General features: G+C 58.2%; 15 protein-coding genes and 1 pseudogene. 1 reads left to right on the plus strand and 15 read right to left on the minus strand.

What is annotated here, in order from left to right; all coding sequences use genetic code 11:
• Positions 1-263 precede the first annotated feature (263 nt).
• Positions 264-1,175: a LysR family transcriptional regulator gene (locus ABMA59_RS25170; RefSeq protein ID WP_349008130.1), complete on the minus strand. Its 912-nt coding sequence runs from the start codon at positions 1,173-1,175 to the stop codon at positions 264-266.
• A 183-nt stretch (positions 1,176-1,358) separates the two neighbouring features.
• Here ABMA59_RS25170 and ABMA59_RS25175 point away from each other — a divergent pair, with 183 nt between their 5' ends.
• Complete coding sequence (locus ABMA59_RS25175) at positions 1,359-3,356, plus strand: oxidoreductase (RefSeq protein WP_349008131.1); 1,998 nt, start codon at positions 1,359-1,361, stop codon at positions 3,354-3,356.
• Between the two features lie 242 nt (positions 3,357-3,598).
• On the opposite strand, the gene ABMA59_RS25180 is transcribed toward ABMA59_RS25175, so the two are convergent.
• The 14 genes and pseudogenes from ABMA59_RS25180 to ABMA59_RS25245 form a co-directional block, all read right to left on the minus strand.
• Positions 3,599-4,528 (minus strand): electron transfer flavoprotein subunit alpha/FixB family protein, encoded by a 930-nt coding sequence (locus tag ABMA59_RS25180; protein WP_349008132.1) that lies wholly within the window; start codon positions 4,526-4,528, stop codon positions 3,599-3,601.
• A 23-nt stretch (positions 4,529-4,551) separates the two neighbouring features.
• Complete coding sequence (locus ABMA59_RS25185; protein ID WP_349008172.1) at positions 4,552-5,301, minus strand: electron transfer flavoprotein subunit beta/FixA family protein; 750 nt, start codon at positions 5,299-5,301, stop codon at positions 4,552-4,554.
• Between the two features lie 109 nt (positions 5,302-5,410).
• The gene (locus ABMA59_RS25190; RefSeq protein WP_349008133.1) at positions 5,411-6,247 is read right to left on the minus strand and encodes an ABC transporter permease subunit; all 837 of its coding nucleotides are present in this window, start codon (positions 6,245-6,247) and stop codon (positions 5,411-5,413) included.
• 3 nt (positions 6,248-6,250) lie between these two features.
• A complete protein-coding gene (locus ABMA59_RS25195) occupies positions 6,251-7,318 on the minus strand; it encodes an ABC transporter permease (protein ID WP_349008134.1) in 1,068 nt (355 codons plus the stop codon).
• Between the two features lie 17 nt (positions 7,319-7,335).
• Positions 7,336-8,454, minus strand: a complete 1,119-nt coding sequence (locus tag ABMA59_RS25200; protein WP_349008135.1) for an ABC transporter ATP-binding protein — start codon at positions 8,452-8,454, stop codon at positions 7,336-7,338.
• Between the two features lie 43 nt (positions 8,455-8,497).
• Positions 8,498-9,667 carry a polyamine ABC transporter substrate-binding protein gene (locus ABMA59_RS25205; RefSeq protein ID WP_349008136.1) on the minus strand — a complete coding sequence of 390 codons (1,170 nt, stop codon included), beginning with the start codon at positions 9,665-9,667 and terminating at the stop codon, positions 8,498-8,500.
• Between the two features lie 785 nt (positions 9,668-10,452).
• Positions 10,453-10,665, minus strand: a complete 213-nt coding sequence (locus ABMA59_RS25210) for a type 2 periplasmic-binding domain-containing protein (RefSeq protein WP_349008137.1) — start codon at positions 10,663-10,665, stop codon at positions 10,453-10,455.
• A 60-nt stretch (positions 10,666-10,725) separates the two neighbouring features.
• Positions 10,726-10,920, minus strand: a pseudogene (locus ABMA59_RS25215) (transcription elongation factor GreA); the annotation flags it as partial.
• Between the two features lie 804 nt (positions 10,921-11,724).
• Positions 11,725-12,945, minus strand: coding sequence for a substrate-binding protein (locus ABMA59_RS25220; protein WP_349008139.1), 1,221 nt, complete (start codon positions 12,943-12,945; stop codon positions 11,725-11,727).
• Between the two features lie 807 nt (positions 12,946-13,752).
• A complete protein-coding gene (locus ABMA59_RS25225; RefSeq protein ID WP_349008140.1) occupies positions 13,753-14,610 on the minus strand; it encodes a branched-chain amino acid ABC transporter permease in 858 nt (285 codons plus the stop codon).
• Positions 14,611-14,729: 119 nt separating this feature from the next.
• Positions 14,730-15,989, minus strand: coding sequence for an amidohydrolase family protein (locus ABMA59_RS25230; RefSeq protein WP_349008141.1), 1,260 nt, complete (start codon positions 15,987-15,989; stop codon positions 14,730-14,732).
• 50 nt (positions 15,990-16,039) lie between these two features.
• The gene (locus ABMA59_RS25235) at positions 16,040-16,741 is read right to left on the minus strand and encodes an ABC transporter ATP-binding protein (RefSeq protein WP_349008142.1); all 702 of its coding nucleotides are present in this window, start codon (positions 16,739-16,741) and stop codon (positions 16,040-16,042) included.
• On the minus strand, positions 16,734-17,468 hold the full coding sequence (locus tag ABMA59_RS25240) for an ABC transporter ATP-binding protein (RefSeq protein ID WP_349008143.1): 735 nt from the start codon (positions 17,466-17,468) through the stop codon (positions 16,734-16,736). Before ABMA59_RS25240 ends, ABMA59_RS25235 begins: the two co-directional genes overlap by 8 nt.
• Positions 17,455-18,435 carry a branched-chain amino acid ABC transporter permease gene (locus ABMA59_RS25245; RefSeq protein WP_349008173.1) on the minus strand — a complete coding sequence of 327 codons (981 nt, stop codon included), beginning with the start codon at positions 18,433-18,435 and terminating at the stop codon, positions 17,455-17,457. Before ABMA59_RS25245 ends, ABMA59_RS25240 begins: the two co-directional genes overlap by 14 nt.
• Between the last annotated feature and the right edge of the window lie 9 nt (positions 18,436-18,444).

The raw sequence follows: 18,444 nt of genomic DNA on the forward strand, positions 1-18,444 counted from the left end.
CGCTGGCGGGCGAATGTCGCCTGCCATGCCCGTCCAAACTGCAGTTCTGTCAGCGTTTGGCTTGCTCTTTGTTAGCGAAAAATCGGGACCTAGACCGCCGTTCCTGAGGAAACCGGCTTCGCCGGGGCCAATGGCGTGTCCCGAAAAATGGCAGGCGGCTTTCACTCCCCATCAGTGCCGAGTTTCAACGCGATCGATATTATTATGTTGGACGACGTCTGGAAGTCTCAAAAATGTGAGGAGGTCATGACTTCAAGTCATGCCTAATTCAAGTCTGTAATCATGTTCCGCATTTCGGCGATGATCCAGTCCTTTACGCCAACCGCAACATCCCTCAGGGGGCGACTGGTGGCGGCCACGATGTCATAGCTAAAGCCGGTTCTGAGCTCCCTAGCCCCCGCCCGAACAAGCCCTCCCTCCAAAATTTCGTCACCAACCACGTGGAGCCACCCAAGCGCGAGAGCACGCCCCTTCAGCGCTGCCTGGACCACCAGCGCGTAGTCGGAAAACGTCATAAATCTGGCCTGTTCAGGTTCCGCTGCGCCTGTTTGCTCGAAGAAAGCCGCCCATGGCACCCTCGCTTGGTTCGTTTGATTAGCCAGCACATGACCGGCTCGATTGTCGTCCAGACCGCCATGGCTCGCCACATATCCCGTGCTGCCTATGGGAACGATGATCTCGTCAGCCAGCTTCCAGCTGTGGTGTTCCGCATTCGCCGGGTGATTATATCGAACAGCGAGATCGACATCCTCAAACGGGCCGACCGGTTCTCCCTTTACGAGTTGGAAGCGAAGGTCAATTTCGGGAAAAGTCTGCTGAAACTTGTCCACTCGAGGAACGAACCAGTGCATTGCAAATGCGGAGGATAGCGAAATCGTCACGCGACGCGTGCTGCCTTGACGAGAGCGCAGTTCGTCAAGCCCCGCCTCGATGCTGCGGAACCCTATACTAACGGACTTGAACAGCTCGCCGCCATGGGCAGTCAGCTCCAATCCGGTCGGAGTCCGCCTGAAAAGCTCTGTTCCAAGATGTACTTCCAGCCGTTTTATCATTCGGCTGACGGCCGACTGCGTCACATTGAATTCCGACCCGGCCCTCGTAAAACTGAGGTGCCTGGCGGAGGCTTCAAACATAAACAGCGCGACGGGCGAAGGCAGAGCTTTCCTAAGCGACATATGACCTAATTCCATTGGACCTTGCCCCGCTCTGGGTCACGGGGCGGATGTGAGGACAAACCGTGAGCTATTGCTCGGCTCATGACCCAGCATCATGAGGTTATGACAATTCAGGGCTTTCCTACAAGAGAGCGGAATGCTTCCTGCTCATGACTGACGGTCTCTAGATTTGATTGGAAAACGGTGGACAATCGCTTCGAATTGCTTTTTCAGCCCGTCAAGATCGGCCCGGTGACAGCGCCGAACAGATTCTATCAGGTGCCCCACTGTACCGGTATGGGATATGCCCTCCCCAGGACGCTTGCGACCATGCGTGGGGTGAAGGCGGAAGGCGGCTGGGGCGTGGTCAACACCGAATATTGCTCGATACACGCGACGTCCGACGACATGCCTCAGGCATTCGCCAGCCTATGGGACGACGTCGACGTCGCCAACATGGCCTATATGACGGACCTCGTCCACGCTCACGGATCTCTGGCGGGCGTCGAACTCTGGCACGGGGGCGCGCTGCCAGCCAACCTTCACTCCCGAATGACGCCCGTGTCTTTCGAGAGCATGCCTGTCGCGAAGGCCCCCTGGCAATCGCGACGCTTGGACCTGCAGGATATTCGAGACGTTCGAAGGTGGCACCGCGACGCGGCCCTGCGTGCAATGAAGGCAGGTTTCGACATCGTCTACGCCTATGCCGCACATGGCTATCTTCTCGGCCAGTCCCTCGATCCGGAGGTGAATAATCGGGATGACGAGTATGGAACCGCCTCGCACGGATCAAAGCTCTTGGTCGAAATACTTCAGGACATGAAAGAGGCGATAGGGGAAAAATGCGCCGTGGCTCTGCGAATTGCCGTGGGCAGTGAGGCATCGCGGGGGCAGCGCAACGAGCTTCTGGCTTCAATATCGCACTTGGTGGACCTCTTCGATGTCACCGTGCCCGACTACCAACAGGAGATGGGGGTTTCCCGATTCGTCAAGGAAGGATCGCTGGAGGGAGAAGTCGCTCACGTCCGCGCGCTGACGGGCAAGCCCGTCGTCTCCGTCGGCCGCTTCACCAGTCCCGAAACAATGTTGTCGCAGGTGAAACGGGGGGTATTGGACTTTGTTGGTGCAGCCCGTCCCTCAATCGCCGATCCATTCTTGCCGACCAAGATTCGCGAAGGACGCAGCGAGGACATCCGCGAATGCATAGGATGCAATATCTGCTACGCGCACAACTCGCTGAGTGTTCCGATCCGATGCACCCAAAATCCAACGATGGGAGAAGAGTGGCGGCGCGGGTGGCATCCCGAAAGGGTCGCAAGGAGCGACGATCCTGGCCCCGTTCTCATCGTCGGCGCTGGACCCGCGGGCCTGGAAGCGGCGGTCACTCTCGGTAGGCGCGGCGTTGACGTCTATTTGGCCGAGGCAACAAGACATCTTGGCGGCCGCGTAAACATGGAGAGCAAGCTGCCCGGTCTCGCCGAATGGGCGCGCGTCCGCGACTGGCGCTTGGAGCAACTCGCTAAGTTGTCCAACGTGCAGGTCTTTCGCGAGAGCCTCATGGACAAGGGGGCAATCGCTGAGCTTGGCGTTGAACATGTGATGATTGCCACGGGCAGCCATTGGCGGACCAATGGAAAGGGGCGAACCTTTCCGGGTGGCGTATCGTCCTATGCCAACCCGATCACCATTTCGGTGGAGGCTGCGGCCCAACTTGGTGAGGGCGAGCTCAGGATCATTATCTTTGATGACGACCATTACTACATGGGATCCGCATTGGCCGAGCTAATGGCTCGCTCGGGCCATAAGGTCGTCCTTGTAACCTCCCAAGGTCGTGCAAGCCACTGGTCAGCCCACACCGCCGAGCAAAGCCTCGTACACAAACAGCTATCGTCGCTAGGCGTTGAAATCCTGACAAACTCGATCGTGACCGGCGTAGGGGACCGTGAGGTCGAAATCGATGCTCTCTTCTCGCGCACACGGCGGGCACTGGCCTGCGATGTCTTTGTCCCCGTCACGTCACGCGAACCCATCGATGGGCTGTGGCATGATCTCAAAGGCGCTGGTCTCCGTAGTCTTTGCCGTGTGGGGGATTGCAGCGCCCCTGGGATCATTGCTCAAGCCGTTTATGACGGCCATCGCCATGCCAGGCAATTCGGGGATCCGGGCGACACAGAACCCGCTCGCGAGCGGGTGATCCTTTGAACTTGGTCTGACGCGACTTTCTCCCGTCGCCTTGCACGGCCAAAGATGAGACATTGGCAAAGATGCAGTCCATTGATGCAACCCGACCTCGATCGGGAGGAGCGTTCCAGTAACCAGGCGCCCCTCACCGGCACCTGTTTTGAGAGCGCTGATGGGTCACCCATTGGCCGAACACTTTAACGATGGCGCGCCGATCGGTGCGATTTTCAGGCCGAGTTTTGTCTGACCTATTGGGTTGATCGTTAAAGCGCCTTTTGCAACTCGGGCAGAATGACGAAGAGATCGCCGACGAGGCCGTAGTCGGCAACCTGGAAGATCGGCGCCTCCTCGTCCTTATTGATGGCGACGATGACCTTGGAATCCTTCATGCCGGCGAGATGCTGGATAGCGCCGGAAATGCCGACCGCGATGTAGAGGTCAGGAGCGACCACCTTGCCGGTCTGGCCGACCTGCCAGTCGTTCGGCGCATAGCCGGCATCAACCGCGGCACGCGAGGCGCCGACCGCCGCGCCGAGCTTGTCGGCGACCGGCAGGATGACTTCCTGGAACTTCTCCGACGAGCCGAGCGCGCGGCCACCCGAAATGATGATCTTTGCCGAGGTCAGCTCCGGACGGTCGTTCTCGGAAAGCTTGTTCTCAATGAAAATGGAGAGCCTCGGGTCGGCTGCCGGCGAGACAAGCTCGACGGCAGCCGCATTGCCTTGGGAGGCGCTCGGATATGATGCGGTGCGCACGGTGATCACCTTCTTGGCGTCGGTCGACTGCACCGTCTGGATGGCGTTGCCGGCATAGATCGGCCGCTTGAACGTATCCGGCGAGACCACTTCGATGATCTCGGAGACCTGCGCGACATCGAGCAGGGCGGCCACGCGCGGCGCGACATTCTTGCCCGACGAGGTGGCGGGGGCGATGATGGTGTCGTAGCCGCCGGCGAGCGACACGACGAGGGCCGCCGTCGGTTCGGCGAGGCGCTCGGCGAGTTCATCGGCTTCGGCGAGCAGCACCTTGCTGACGCCCTTGAGCTTGGCCGCGGCGTCCGCCGCACCCTTGGCGCCCTTGCCGGCCACCAGCACATGCACGTCCGAGCCGATCTGCAGAGCCGCCGAAAGCGCCTTGGCGGTCTGGTCGGAGAGGCTGGCGTTGTCGTGTTCGGCGATGAGGAGAATTGCCATCTATCTGTTCCTTTCCCGATCGCTTACAAAACGCCGGCTTCGTTCTTGAGCTTGTCGACCAGTTCGGCGACGCTCTTGACCTTGACGCCTGCCTTGCGGCCGCCCGGCTCCTCGGTCTTGATGACCTTCAGCCGCGGCTTGACGTCGGCGCCGTATTCGGCCGGGGTCTTTTCGTCGAGCTGCTTCTTCTTGGCCTTCATGATGTTGGGCAAAGAGGCATAGCGCGGCTGGTTGAGGCGCAGGTCGGCGGTGATGATCGCCGGCATCTTCAGTTCCACCGTCTGCAGGCCGCCGTCGACTTCGCGCGTCACCTTGGCCTTGTCTCCGGCGAGCTCGATCTTGGAGGCGAAGGTGCCCTGCGCCCAGCCCAGCAGTGCCGCCAGCATCTGGCCGGTCTGGTTGGAATCATCGTCGATCGCCTGCTTGCCGAGGATGACGAGGCCGGGCTGTTCGGCTTCGACGACGCCCTTCAGCACCTTGGCGACGCCGAGCGGCTCGGTCTGTTCGTCGGTCTTGACCAGAATAGCGCGGTCGGCGCCCATGGCGAGCGCGGTGCGCAGGGTTTCCTGCGCTTGGCTAGGCCCGATCGAAACGACGATGATCTCGTGAGCGTCGCCCCCTTCCTTGAGAAGGATCGCCTCTTCTACCGCGATCTCGTCGAACGGGTTCATCGCCATCTTGACGTTGGCGAGCTCGACGCCCAGTCCGTCGGTCTTCACCCGGACCTTGACGTTGGCGTCCACAACCCGCTTCACGGGCACAAGGATCTTCATGTTTTCACCTGCAAAATTGCCGTAATGGGTAGCCGCCATGGCATGTGTCGAACGATATGGGAGCGGCACCGGTCGGGTGTGTGTTCTCGGAAGCGCCTGACACTCTCAATCATTCGTTTTGCTGAGCCATATGGATGTCGCGCTCGCGCCGGCCCTCGGCGCGATTCATCAAGACTGCGGCCACGCCGACGCAGACAGTCACGACCAAGATTATGAGCGACGCCAGTGCGTTGATATCCGGAGTTACGCCGAGCTTCACTTTCGACCAGATCAGGATCGGCAACGTGGTCGCGCCAGGTCCTGTGGTGAAGTTGGTGATGACGACGTCGTCAAGTGAGATGGTGAAGGCTAGCAACCAACCCGAAACGATGGCTGGTGCGATGATCGGCAGTGTGACGTCCTTTAGGACCTCCCAGGGCTTCGAGCCGAGGTCTAAAGCCGCCTCCTCGATAGATATGTCCATGGAAGAAAGCCGCGACTTCACGATGGTCGTGACGAAGGTCAGGGAAAAGGTTATGTGCGCGATCGTGACGGTCGTGAAGCCGCGTTTGCTCGGCCAGCCGACATATTGCGCCATCAAGATGAAGAGCATTAGCATTGATATGCCTGTGATGACCTCGGGCATGATCAGCGGGGCCATGACGAAACCAGAAAAGAGGGTGCGGCCGCGAAAACTATGGAACCGCGCCAGGGCGATCCCCGCCATGGTGCCGAGGATCGTGGCGATCGTGGCGCTGGTCAACGCGATCTCCAATGACAGGATGGCTGCGTCCATTACCTGTCGATTGGCGAACAGCTTCTGGTACCATTCAACCGAGAACCCTCCCCACACACTCGCGAGCCGCGACTTGTTGAACGAGAAGAAGATGAGCGAGAAGATCGGGATATAGAAAAAGGCGAAGCCGACGAAGAGACAGACCTTCAGGAAATAGTGGTTCTGCCGCATATCTCAGTCCTCCCGCCGTGCGGCTTGGGCCTTCGCCTCGAAATGGGCATAAGCCATCGTAGGAACCACAAGCAGAACTAAGAGGGCGACTGCGACGGCGGCCGCCATGGGCCAGTCGCGCGCTGAGGAGAATTGATCCGAGATGACTCGGCCAATCATAGGATCATAGGCATTGCCGACGAGACTTGGTATCACCAGTTCACCCGACGCCGGGATAAAAACCAGAAGCCCCCCCGCCACTATGCCAGGAACCGACAGGGGGAGAGTTATGTCGCGGAAGACTTGTCTGGGCCGGGACCCGAGATCCATTGCCGCCTCGTTTAGAGTGTTGTCCAATTTTTCGAGGTTGGCGTAGAGCGGCAGGATCATGAACGGCAGGTATGTATAGACCATCACCAGGATCACCGCAAAATTCGAGTTCATCATGGGAATGGAGTTAAGTTCCCACCCTTGGGCGACGAGCATGTTCCAAACAGCGGTCACCCCTCTGTTGAACCAGCTGCTTGAGCCCATCAACCCCATCCAGGCATACACACGCAGCAGGAAAGACGTCCAGAACGGCAGAATGACCAAAGTGAGAAGGAAGCTGCGCCAGACGCGGCTAACTCGTGTCAACCCAAGGGCCATGGGGTAGCCGAACAGCAGGCAAAGCGCTGTGGCGACGGCTGCGTTGCGGGCCGAAATGACGTAGGCGTGGACGTAAAGCGTGTCCGTGAATAACCGTGCGTAGCCTTCCCAATAGACAAAGGGAAACTGTGGCTTGAAAGCGAAAGGGGGCGAAACTGGCGCGGTCTTGCCCAAGCTGATCCAGATGATGATCAGGAAGGGAACGAAAAAGAAGGCGATGAGCCAGAGGTAGGGCGAGATGATAATGATCTGGCGCCAGCCGCTGCCGTTGAACCAGCGCGACAGCGCCGTTCCGTGGCTGGTTCCATTGATTGCGGCGATCGCCTGCGTCGGCCTCGCCGAGGGACTGCTCGATTGAAGTTCCACAGCAGGCCCGCCTACGGTCGAATTGAGCGGTGGCGTCGAAAGGATCGCTTCATTGCCCAGGAGCTTCAAGGATGTCATAGCGGGGGGTGCAACTCCTAATCCCTCAGTAGGATTACCGATGAGGGGTCGAAGGAGAGCCAGACCTTTTCCCCCCATTGAGCGACACGACCGCCTTCTTCAGTGCGATGGCGATTGACGTTGTTAACTTGCAAAACGGCGCCGGTTGCGAGCTTTACGCGATAGATTGAATCCTTTCCAAAATAGGCGAGGTCGTCCACCATGCCTTCGATGGTATTCATGCCTGCCGGCGGTGGATCTCTACTGATGTGAATCTTCTCTGGACGGACGGCGACCTTGACGTTCTGGCCGGCTGCCAAGTTTGAATTCTCCCGAGCTTCGAAGATCGCGCCGAGTCTCGGCACCCCAACACGCGTCGCCCCGTTGATGGCCTCGATTCGCCCGTCGAACATGTTGATCGATCCGATGAACCCGGCGACGAACGCGCAGTTTGGATATTCATAGACCTCGCTCGCCGTTCCGATCTGGCGGACCGCGCCGCGGTCCATAACTGCTATACGGGTGGCGAGCGTCATCGCCTCCTCCTGGTCGTGTGTTACAACCACGAAGGTGATGCCAGTCTTATGTTGGATGTTGGCGATTTCGAACTGAGTATGCTCTCGCAGCTTCCTGTCGAGGGCACCGAGCGGCTCGTCAAGCAGAAGGACCTTGGGGTGCTTGGCGAGGGACCGCGCCAAGGCCACACGCTGGCGTTGACCGCCTGAGAGCTGGTGTGGCTTGCGATGACCGAGGTCGGAGAGCTGGACCAAGTCCAGCATCTGCCTCGCGCGATCCTTGCGGTCGGAAGCTGACATCACATCATGCTTCAGGCCATAAGCCACATTTTTCTCGACAGTCATATGCGGAAAGAGGGCATAGGACTGAAACATCATGTTGATGGGCCGCTCATAAGGCGGCACGTTGGTCATGTCCTTGCCGTCGATATAGATCTTGCCAGAAGTCGGAGTTTCGAACCCGGCGAGCATCCTCAGGAGCGTGGTTTTGCCACAACCCGAGCCTCCAAGCAGGGCGAAGAGTTCGCCCTTGCCGATGTCGATCGAGACGTTCTGCACTGCTGGCACGCTGCCAAAAGTTTTCGTGACGTGCTCGATCTTCACAAAATCGATCCCAGTTGTGGGCTCTTGCGCTTGATTCATCATCCCTCCTGGCGGATCGAAAGCGAGGTGATCAGCGATCGCCTCAGCCGGATTTCACATCCGCCCAGACGCGAGTATAGGCCCGCTCCTGCTCTTCAGTCGGCGAATGAGGCGCATAGAGACGGCTCATCGTCTCCTTGTCGGGATAGACCGCGGGATCGGAGGCGATATTCTTGTCGACGAAGGGGAGCGCCTTGCTATTGGCATTGGCGTAGTTGGTGAAATTGGTGCACTTGGCCACCACCTCGGGCTCGAGCAGGTAATTCAGGAATTTGTAGGCATTATCCCTGTTTGCCGCGTCTGAAGGGATGCACCAGCAATCAACCCAAGCCGGCGCGCCGGTCTTCGGAACATAGTAGGCAAGATTGATCTTCACGCCGGCCTGCGCAGCGCGGGCTTCTGCGGTCGCATAGTCGCCGGCCCAGCTATTGGCGACGCAGAGCTCCTTGTTGGGCAGCGCGTTCAGCATGTTCGTATTGTCAAACGCCTTGATGTACTTTCGGACCGGCTTGAGCACCTCGGCCGCGGCCCGGTAGTCCGCCTCCGTGGCGTCATCTGGGTTCTTGCCAATGTACTTCAGCACCATGGCGAAGACGTCGTCAGGCGCGTCGAGAATTGAAATTCCGCAATCGGCGAGCCTGGAGGCATTTTCCGGTTTCAACAGGATGTCGAGCGACTGCATGTCCCCATTCGGCAGGCGCTGTTTGACCATATCCACGTTGAAGGCAATACCGACCGAACCCCACATATATGGCATAGCGTGGTCATTGCCGGGATCCCAGCCTTCGCAAAGCTTCAGCACCAGCGAATCGAGATTGCCCCAAAGCGACAACTTGGACTTGTCGAGTTTTTCATAGATCTTGGCTGTGATCATCTTGGATACGGAGCGTCCGGACTGCAAAACGACGTCGTAGCCCGACGAGCCGGCCAGCAGCTTGGCCTCCATCTCCTCGACCGAGGCGAAATTGTCGTAGGTCACCGCGATGCCGGTCGCCTTCTCAAAATCATCCACCGTCGTCTCGCCGATATAGTCGGCCCAGTTGTACACATTCAGTGAGCCTGCGGCCCGCGCACGCCTTACGAACGGGGCAGCAAGAACAGTTCCGCCCAACAAGGTAACAACGCGACGTCTGGTAACCTCTGGCATATTGTTCCCCTTTTTGGTTTGCCGAATGTCATCGAGAGGCTCTCGCCAGTCCGACAGGCGTTGCAATACTGGGCATTGGATCTGGTCTAATGCTGCTAGGTTGGGCTAGCGTTCTTCACATGTTGGATACATGAATTCTTCTCTGCCAAGCAGGCGGCTCGGCGCCTGATCGTCGCTTGAACTTTCTCTGACACGGTTCGAAGAACCGAACGTTCAGCCTTCGATCACTCAATCCTTTTCGCGACCTTGCTGCGTCCGATGTCATCTGCATGCAAAAGATTGTAGGAGCAAAATTAGGGCTTCGCACACCGCAAAAAAGTTGGACCCTCCTGACTTCAGGTCATGCGCCCCTTCAAAACGCGCAAGCGTCCCCAAGTGTCTTGCGCGTAGATAGGCGCAGCTCCATGACCAGCAATCATTACGCCAAGACATCTCAGTACGTTCTGCGTTGCCGCCCATTGTTCCCGAAAACGATCACCTTTCAGGGGCAGAAGCCGTGCCGTTCCCACCGTGATCACGAGATGATCGAGAGAAGCCACGTCGCAATTTCGAGAGCGGCGTCGCAGTCGCCGACACGTCGGCGACGATCTGTGTCGCGCCGCCCGTCGAGGCAGCCGCGTTGTGCCATGTGTCTTGATTGCCGAACTGTTCACGAAATTGGCGTGGCTTTGTCATCCCGTGTCCCGAAATGCGGCCGTCGTTCGAACGATATGCGGAGCCCCTTCTCGGCCAAGAACCGGCGAGCCAGATCAGTGTCGCGCTTGCCGACCCGTGAAACCCATTCCGAAAACAGACGGACCGCGCGCCGGTTCATGTGCCTGGAAGGACAGACCAGCCAATAGCCGGGAAACTCAATGACGTCGAACTCGGTCGATACCGGCACCAGGGGAGCCCGACACGAGATTCTCGAACGCGATTGTCGTGCTTTCCAGGACCACGCCTGCTCCGTCCTTGGCCAATTGAACCGACATTGACGAACGGTCGAAACGGTAGGGATACGTCATGCGGGCGCCCCGGATACCGTTGCGCGGCAGCCAATAGTCCCACCGGAAATAGGCCTTCACACTGTCGATCAGTCTCGTATGGCGAAGCTGCTAGCGCATATCTCGAACCGGAACCGCCTACCGCCGTCGCCTCTCGTTGAGATCCTCCAGCACGTTGGCAGTCTCGAGAGCGTGCTGAGCCCGAGCCAGTTCGTCCTGCAGCATCTTGAGGCCCGCCTCCGTGACCAGATTGATCCGATCGGAGACAGTGCGAGCCGGCAGGATAGTTTCCGATGCTGTCTCGACGCTTTCCTCCTTGGCAAAGGCTACGCTCAATTGGTCGCAACTCCGTGTCGAACATCATTGGCAATCGGATAAGCCATAGGCGACAATAAAGCTGCAACAATTCGACGGCCGACTTCGGCAAAACAGAAATGTCCCGAAGGGTGGGAAGGAAACGGCCCGGTTTGTTCGGGATCTGCAACAAAAGCTCACACAGCACGATGATCTTGGCTGTCTCGACAGTCGTCGGCGGTGTCGAGTTTATCTCCGGGTTTTTCCCTGACGCTTCCGTGTCGGCGATCTGATCACAGAATTTAGGAGTTTCGCGAAGCTGCGGCGGTTTCTGCTCTTGCCCGGCGCAGCATCCAGCTGGCAATCGCGATGTTTGCTGCCACCAGCCCCACCATCACAAGGAGCGCGGCGTCAATGCCGCGGGCCGCGATCAGGTGAATTCGAGCCGGATCGGGCTTTCAAAAAGCTGCCCCAAATGCGCGACCACGATTCCCCTGCTTGCATCGGTCTGCCCGGTTTGCAAATCTGATATCAGCAAAAAGACGACGGGTGAGAAGAGACGCGAGCGCCTTCTGAAGTTTGCGACGTTTTTGAAAGATTGGATCAGCTTCCCTGCCGCTGCACTCGGCAATTGTTGCCGCTGAGGCAAGAAGGTAAGGCACGGGGGTTGGCGTCGGCCACATTGATGCACAACTCCGTGGCCGATGGTGACGAAAGCGACGCCTGCTGAGGTGAGAGGGGCGAGGCCCCTCTCCCTTGTGGCCAAGTTTCCCGATTTACAACGGTGGCCTGGAGCTAATTGCTTAAGATGCTGTCTTACCTCCCGCCAGACAGCGTTCGTCGTTTTCAGCACTCTCTTGGGTCGACCAGGCCATTGCTGCGAGACACGACCTCGTATTTGCCACCTTTTGCTACGCCAATGTACATATTCATCTTGCAATGGCGCTTGCCGGGCACCATCTCGGCTGGGCCGCCCGGGCCCTCCGCAATTTTAGCGTGATCCAATGCGGCGGCTACTTCCTCGCGCTCAACAGTGCCAGCCTCCTTCACGGCCGCCTCCCACAGCTTCAATCCGCGATAGACGCCTGTGGCAGCACTGCCTGCCGAAAACCGGAACTTGCCAGGAAACTGCTTTTCATAGGCAGCCTGTATCCGGGCGCTACCCGGATCTTCATATGCCAAGGCCCTGTAGTAGTCGAGGCTACTGGCTAGACCTTCGATCTCGTCAGCCTGGTTCATCTCCAGGTTAATCTCATCATAGTAGGTGCAGCCCAGCCGACCGCCGTTCTTGGTGAATCCCGCTTGATGAAGCTGCTTGAACAGGGCGGCTACCCCTGGAGGAACGATGGTATTGAAGACAACATCGACCTTGTTGGAAATGATGCGGCTTACAGTGGACGAAAAGTCGACCTGGTCCATTGGATAGTATTCTTCCAGAACGACTTCGCCGCCGTTCTTTTCAATCAACGTCCGCGCATACGCGTTGATCGTTTGCGGCCACACGTAGTTGGAACCGGGCATCGCAAATCGCTTACCGCCATTTTGGATCAGCCAAGGGATGAACTGGTCGCAATTCTGTGCAGGCACGGGGCCGGTGCAGAACAGATAAGGCGTGCATTCTTTACCCTCATAGCCTTCCGGATAGATGTAAAGTGTCTTGCCGCGCGAGATGATCACATCCTTGATGGCATTTCGCATTGAGCTCGAAATACCTCCAAGCACCACGTCGACCTTGTCACGCTGAATCAGCTTGCGGACATTGCCGACCGCCACTGCTTCGTCTGACGCCGTGTCCTCTATGTGCAGTTCGATCGGGCGCCCCAATAGACCGCCTGCATCGTTGATCTCTTTGACGACCATGCGGGCTACGTTAGCGTCAGTGTTTCCCAAAAAGCCGAGCGAACCCGTAAGATCAGTAGCGATTCCAAGCTTAATCGGCCCTTCAGCAGCGTTTGCCCACTCTGGTCGAATAACCCAGCTAGCAGGACCTGTCGCGATGGCGGCAGATACGAAGGCAAAGTTGTGAAGGAAACGGCGTCGATTGATTCGGTGTGCGTTGTTTGACATCAGAAAACCCCTCTCTTCTATTTCGTTAATACACCTGCATACTTCAGTTGGAGTAGGCTATCCGTCCGCTTTTCGACTCAACCAGGCTTTCAGCCTGCCCTTTGGGTAAAGTTGAGCAACTTAAGACGGTTCCGCTACTGCGTGCGGCTGTCGGTCTTAGGCGGCACTTGCCGTCCCACATTCCCAAGGTTGATCGCAACCGAGGAATGGAGCGTCGTGGTGAGGGTCGCCAAGCCTGTTGAAGGCTCAGACAAACGCCGTGCAGCATCTCTGTGCATGCACGGCCCGCTGACCTTTGGAATATCGCTCATGATCGTAGCGAGCCGGCCTGGGCTGGGATGGTCTGGCTCACAAACGAGGCGCGCGGCCGACCGATTTCGCTAGACTTGCCGCTGCCCTCCGAAGAGCCGAAGTTTTGAATGGCCTTTGCGGCCGGCACCTCGCGGGCGGCCGGCCGCAGCCAAGCCAGCCAGAGGGGAAGTGCGCCCGTCGTGTGGGGTTCCGACGAAGCTGGGACGACGACCGGAAATAGGTTCGGCTTGATGCTATGGGGCAAGGCCGCCCGGCAAGTTTGATGGTCCGCGAGTTGCGGCTATCACTCGACTTGGTGCGGGCCTCTCATCCTGCCGCGCGATAAGGTTGCTGGGTCATTTGGCCGATCGCTCGCCGGCCAAAGACTTGTCTTCGCTCCGATCGATGCGGCATCCGTTGTAGTGCGTTTCACCGTTTCACAGAAACGGCGAAGCGCCTTCTCTTTGTTTTGACTCAATCCGGACCGAAAACCGCTCACACTTTCCTGGAATTGCTCTAGACCGCCCGCCCCGCCACTAAACCCCGTGGGCGGTATTTGACAAAGATTATCGCGAGCACGAACACGAGAACGTCTGCGATGACAGGTGCCATCACCCAAGGTAGTGCCGCACTGAGAGTGCCGATAACGCTAGCTCCGGCAACCGGGCCAGCGAAGGACCCGACGCCGCCCACCATGACAGCGACGAAACCCTGGATGAGGAAGCGGATACCAAGATCGGCAAACAGCGAGAAAACGGGCACGATCAACGCACCTGCGAGCCCTGCCAACGCAGCTCCGAATGCAAACGTTACGCTGTAAACTACGCTGCTCGAAATTCCGGACGCACGCGCCAGCGAGGGGTTTTCGAGCGAGGCACGGATACGCAACCCGAAAGAAGTATACGCTAGAAAGGCGTAGCTGCCCGCCATGACAAGAGCCGTGACGATGATGATCAGGCAGCGCCACGTTGCAAAGTGCAAGGTGCCGATTTCGATCGATCCGCTGATCGGCTCGGGTACCGAGAGGTAGAGCCCCCCAATGAGGCCACGAACGACCTCTCTTATGATCAAGCCCAGCGCATAGGTGCCGAGCATTGCAACGATAGGTGCCGAGTAGAAGCGCCGCACCACCAGTCTCTCAAGCGCAAAACCTAAGGTTCCCACCACAAAAGGCGCAACCAACATGCCGACGAGAACCGGCAAACCTGCGCTTTGCACGAGATACGTGACATAGGCGCCTAGCAAGACGAACTCTCCTTGTGCGAAATTGAAAATGCCCATCATGCTGGCGATGATGCCGAGCCCTAGCACCACCAATACGACGATGGCGCCAAAGCTAACGATCTCGAACAGAGCTACGATCAGCGTGTCCATGTTGATGGCCTCGAGGTTGGAAGAAAATGCCGTTCAATCAATCGCGGTCCGGGTTCTACATATAGCTCCGGGTTCATAGGCCGTACGCCAGCGGCATTGGTGCGCCCCAAATCTTCCGGCTACTCAGCCAATCCAAAAAAGTCCGTCGCGTTTTCCGATAGTATCCGGGTCGCCAGGCGCTCCGCATGGCGCAAATGGAAATAATGATCGGCAACCTTCTCGGACAGCACGTCTCCAATAAGTCTTCTCGCGCTCTTTATGGCGCCGTACGATTCCTCGACGTGCACGCAATCTCCTCCGATCATCATGCGCGAGTGATCAGGCAAGACTTCGATGGCTTCGTGCAATGCCAGCTTGAAATGGGACGGGCTCAAGAGAAATGACCAACACAAGTCGAGCCAGACATTTCGGTACACAAACGCCATGCCCAACAAATCGCGGCTCCACGGATAGGCCAGATGCATAAGGAGGAACCGCGTCCTGGGATGACGCTCGATCAACCCTGCGATGCGTAGTGGATGGGAGCCCTTCAAGATCGCAGTTCCCAGGTGAGTCTGGACTGGCAAATCCATCTCACCGGCGAGCCGGCAGAACAGATCTACGATAAAGTCCCCGAACGCCTTCCGCTCGGCAGCAGAGGGAGAAATCTGGCCCCAGGCCCGGCGAGCGAGCTCTTCATCCGGCTCATCAAAGTTTACGTCGCGGTCGTAGGCAAGGGCGTTCTTGAGTGCAACTTGATGTCGTCCACGGCATCCCGCCACAAGCTCGCGAATGGCTGCACAATAATCATCGAAGGTTCTCACCTCCATGTGGAGGCGCGCCAACATTGATTGAGCCGAATTGCCGTTGTGATCGACCGAGTCCGGGTGCCATCCAAACGCGAACGCGTTAATACGGAGCACCGCGTCGTAACAATCACCCAACTGAGGACGCAAGTCCGAAACGGGGTCCAGGAAAGAGTCCGTCACGATCCTTTTTATGCCGGCGCGTCTAACCACTTCCCTTGGCCATTCCAGCTCGGTGTGACGAGAGCGTACTGCGAGGTCTATCGCCTCCCAGTTCTGACGTGTGATCCCCTCCTCGCCCACTTGGTAAAGCCGCGAAATACCCCCGACCAAGTTGCGCACGAACGCGTTTGGGTAGCATCGGTCCAAGTAGGGGGATAAAGCTTCCCACGTGGTTGGTTCAACCGCGGTCGAGACGATGTCGCCGGTCGCTTTCGGCTCCGACGGCAGCACATCGGTTGTCCAAGCCGCATAGCTCTGCCTGAACAGGCGCAACAGATTCACCTCGCGTGCAAGTGTGATCTGAGGCATATGATGCTCATGGACGTCGACCACTTCGCACGCTTCGACGAATTCCCGAATTGATGCTGGCATGGATCTGAGCACTCCGCTATTGACTGGGTCCATCGTCTCGGTGACAGGGTCTACGGCGCCAAATACGCCATCAAGCGCGGGTCTTCGCGCAGGCCAAGTGAAGGAGCCGAAAGAGCCACGCGGCCGCGGTCAAGCACATAGGCCCGCTGCGCCACGCGCAGTGCAAGGTCGAGATGCTGCTCGACTACGATCACGGCAATGTCCTTGGCTAGATCGATCAGCCGTTCGGTGATCTCTTCGACCACACCAATCCAGACGCCCTCGGTGGGCTCATCGAGCAGCAGTACTCGCGGATTGGCCAGCAGGGCTCGTGCGATCGCCAGCATCTTACGCTCACCGCCTGAAAGCGTGCCGGCGGCCTGACCTAATCGGAGAGCGAGCTTTGGGAATATTGCAAGAACCCGGTCGAGCGCGTCCTGGTCTCGGGTCGAGAGCATACCAACAGCCAAATTATCTCGCACCGTCAGGCGCGCGAACACCGCGTGCTCTTGCGGCACGTAACCCAGACCAAGCCGAACACGCTGTTCGGTTCGAAGTGGCCCAAGTTCACGATTTTCGAGGCTCACGGCGCCCCCGCGCAGCGGCAGTTCCCCGATGATCGTCTTCATCAGCGTGGTTTTGCCTGCGCCATTGCGGCCTAGTACTGCGACGCCACCCCGCCGAGGTATTTGCATTCCCACGCCAAACAAAACCTGGCTGCCGCCATATCCGGAGTCGAGGTCGGTGATAACGAGCAAATTTTCTTCAGGCACGGCGCAGATAAACCTCTTGCACGCGAGGATCGGCTTGGACTTCTTGGACCGTGCCAGAACAGAGGACGGTGCCCTGGTCGAGCACAGTCAGGCGGTCGCAGACATCCCGGATGAAGTCGAGGTCATGTTCGACGATGATGAGCGAGCAATTTTGTTTGATAGGTCGCAGCAAGTCGCCCGTGACTCGGCGCTCCTCAAGGCTCATACCTCCCGTTGGTTCGTCGAGTAGCAGGAGCTTGGGATCGGTCGCCAGCGCCATAGCGATCTCAAGCCACTGTTGCTGGCCATGGGACAGTGCCGAGGCGGGCTGGTATGCACGGGCCGCCAGGCGAAACTGCTCCAGCATCCCCATCACACGGTCATGCAGAGCGCCGCGACTTCGCGAGAACATCAGCCCCATCAGTGACGACTTTGCCTGAAGAGCAAGCAAGATGTTGTCGTAAAGGGTAAGGGCAGGCAGGACACTTGTGATCTGGAACTTAAGGGTGAGGCCGGCACGCGCGCGCGCCGCGGGAGAGTGGCGCGTGATGTCGATCCCAGAGAACTTGACCCGGCCTTTGGAAGGGGTCTCGGCGCCGGCCACGCACTTCATAAGGGTGCTCTTGCCAGATCCGTTTGGTCCGATAAGACCATGGAACTCGCTTTCGCCGACGGTGAGTGTCGCGCCGTCCAACGCGACCAGCTTTCCGAAACTCTTTTGGATGGGGGTCGTCTCAAGCAGAGCCATGGCCGCCTCGCCTCACTGGTCGTCCGAAACTTCCAACGCGCTCGCGTTCGCTCACTACAAAGCTAATCAGCCCGGCAGGCCGGAACATGATAACGAGCAGCAGGAGCAGGCCGAGAATAATTGGCCAGATATCTTGGAAGGCATTGGACAGCCAGTAGCCCAATGCCTCAATGACGAGTGTGCCGATTACAGCGCCAATAAGAGTCCCGGAGCCGCCGAACAAAACGTAGAGAACAACCTGGGTGGACATCACCACACCCAGCATGTTCGTCCATACAAAACCCTCATGGAATGCGTAGAGGCTCCCGGCAACACCAGCGATCGCGCCGCTGACGGCGAAGATAATCGCTTTAAGGTGCTGTGCTCGGTACCCGAAGAAGGCGATCCGCTGTTCGCTTTCGCGCAAGCCGGCGAGTGCGAGACCGAACTGCGAGCGCAACATGAAGCGGCATAGGAGATAAAAGAACACCAGAATGCCGAGGGCAAGATAGTAGAATACAGGACCCTCGCTCAATTCATAATGGCCGATGGTCATCAACTGAATCGAAGGTATTCCATTTTGCCCACCTAGGTATTGCGAGCCTCTGGCAAACCTATCTGCCGCATAGGCGCCGGTCATGGTCCCTAGTGAGACGAAAACCACGCTCGTAGGATGACGCCCGAGCAGCAAGAAGCCCGCGAGTAACAAAGCTGCGACTAGCCCGACAACCATCCCGAGGGGCAAAACGACGAATATCGAGGCTATGTTTGCGTCACGTGCGATAAGGGCGACCGCGTATCCGCCGATACCAAAAAAAAGTGACTGGCCCAGGCTGAGTATTCCGGCGTAGCCCCATACCAGATCAAACGATAGCGCGAACAGACATAGTACAAGAACGCGAGTAGCGTAGATGGTTATGTAATCCGGCAAAGCAAGCGGCGCCAACGCACCCATAACGAGCAGGATGATTTCTATTAGGCCGATCATTGCGCCGCT

Source organism: Mesorhizobium yinganensis (assembly GCF_040081985.1).
Lineage (GTDB): Bacteria > Pseudomonadota > Alphaproteobacteria > Rhizobiales > Rhizobiaceae > Kumtagia > Kumtagia yinganensis.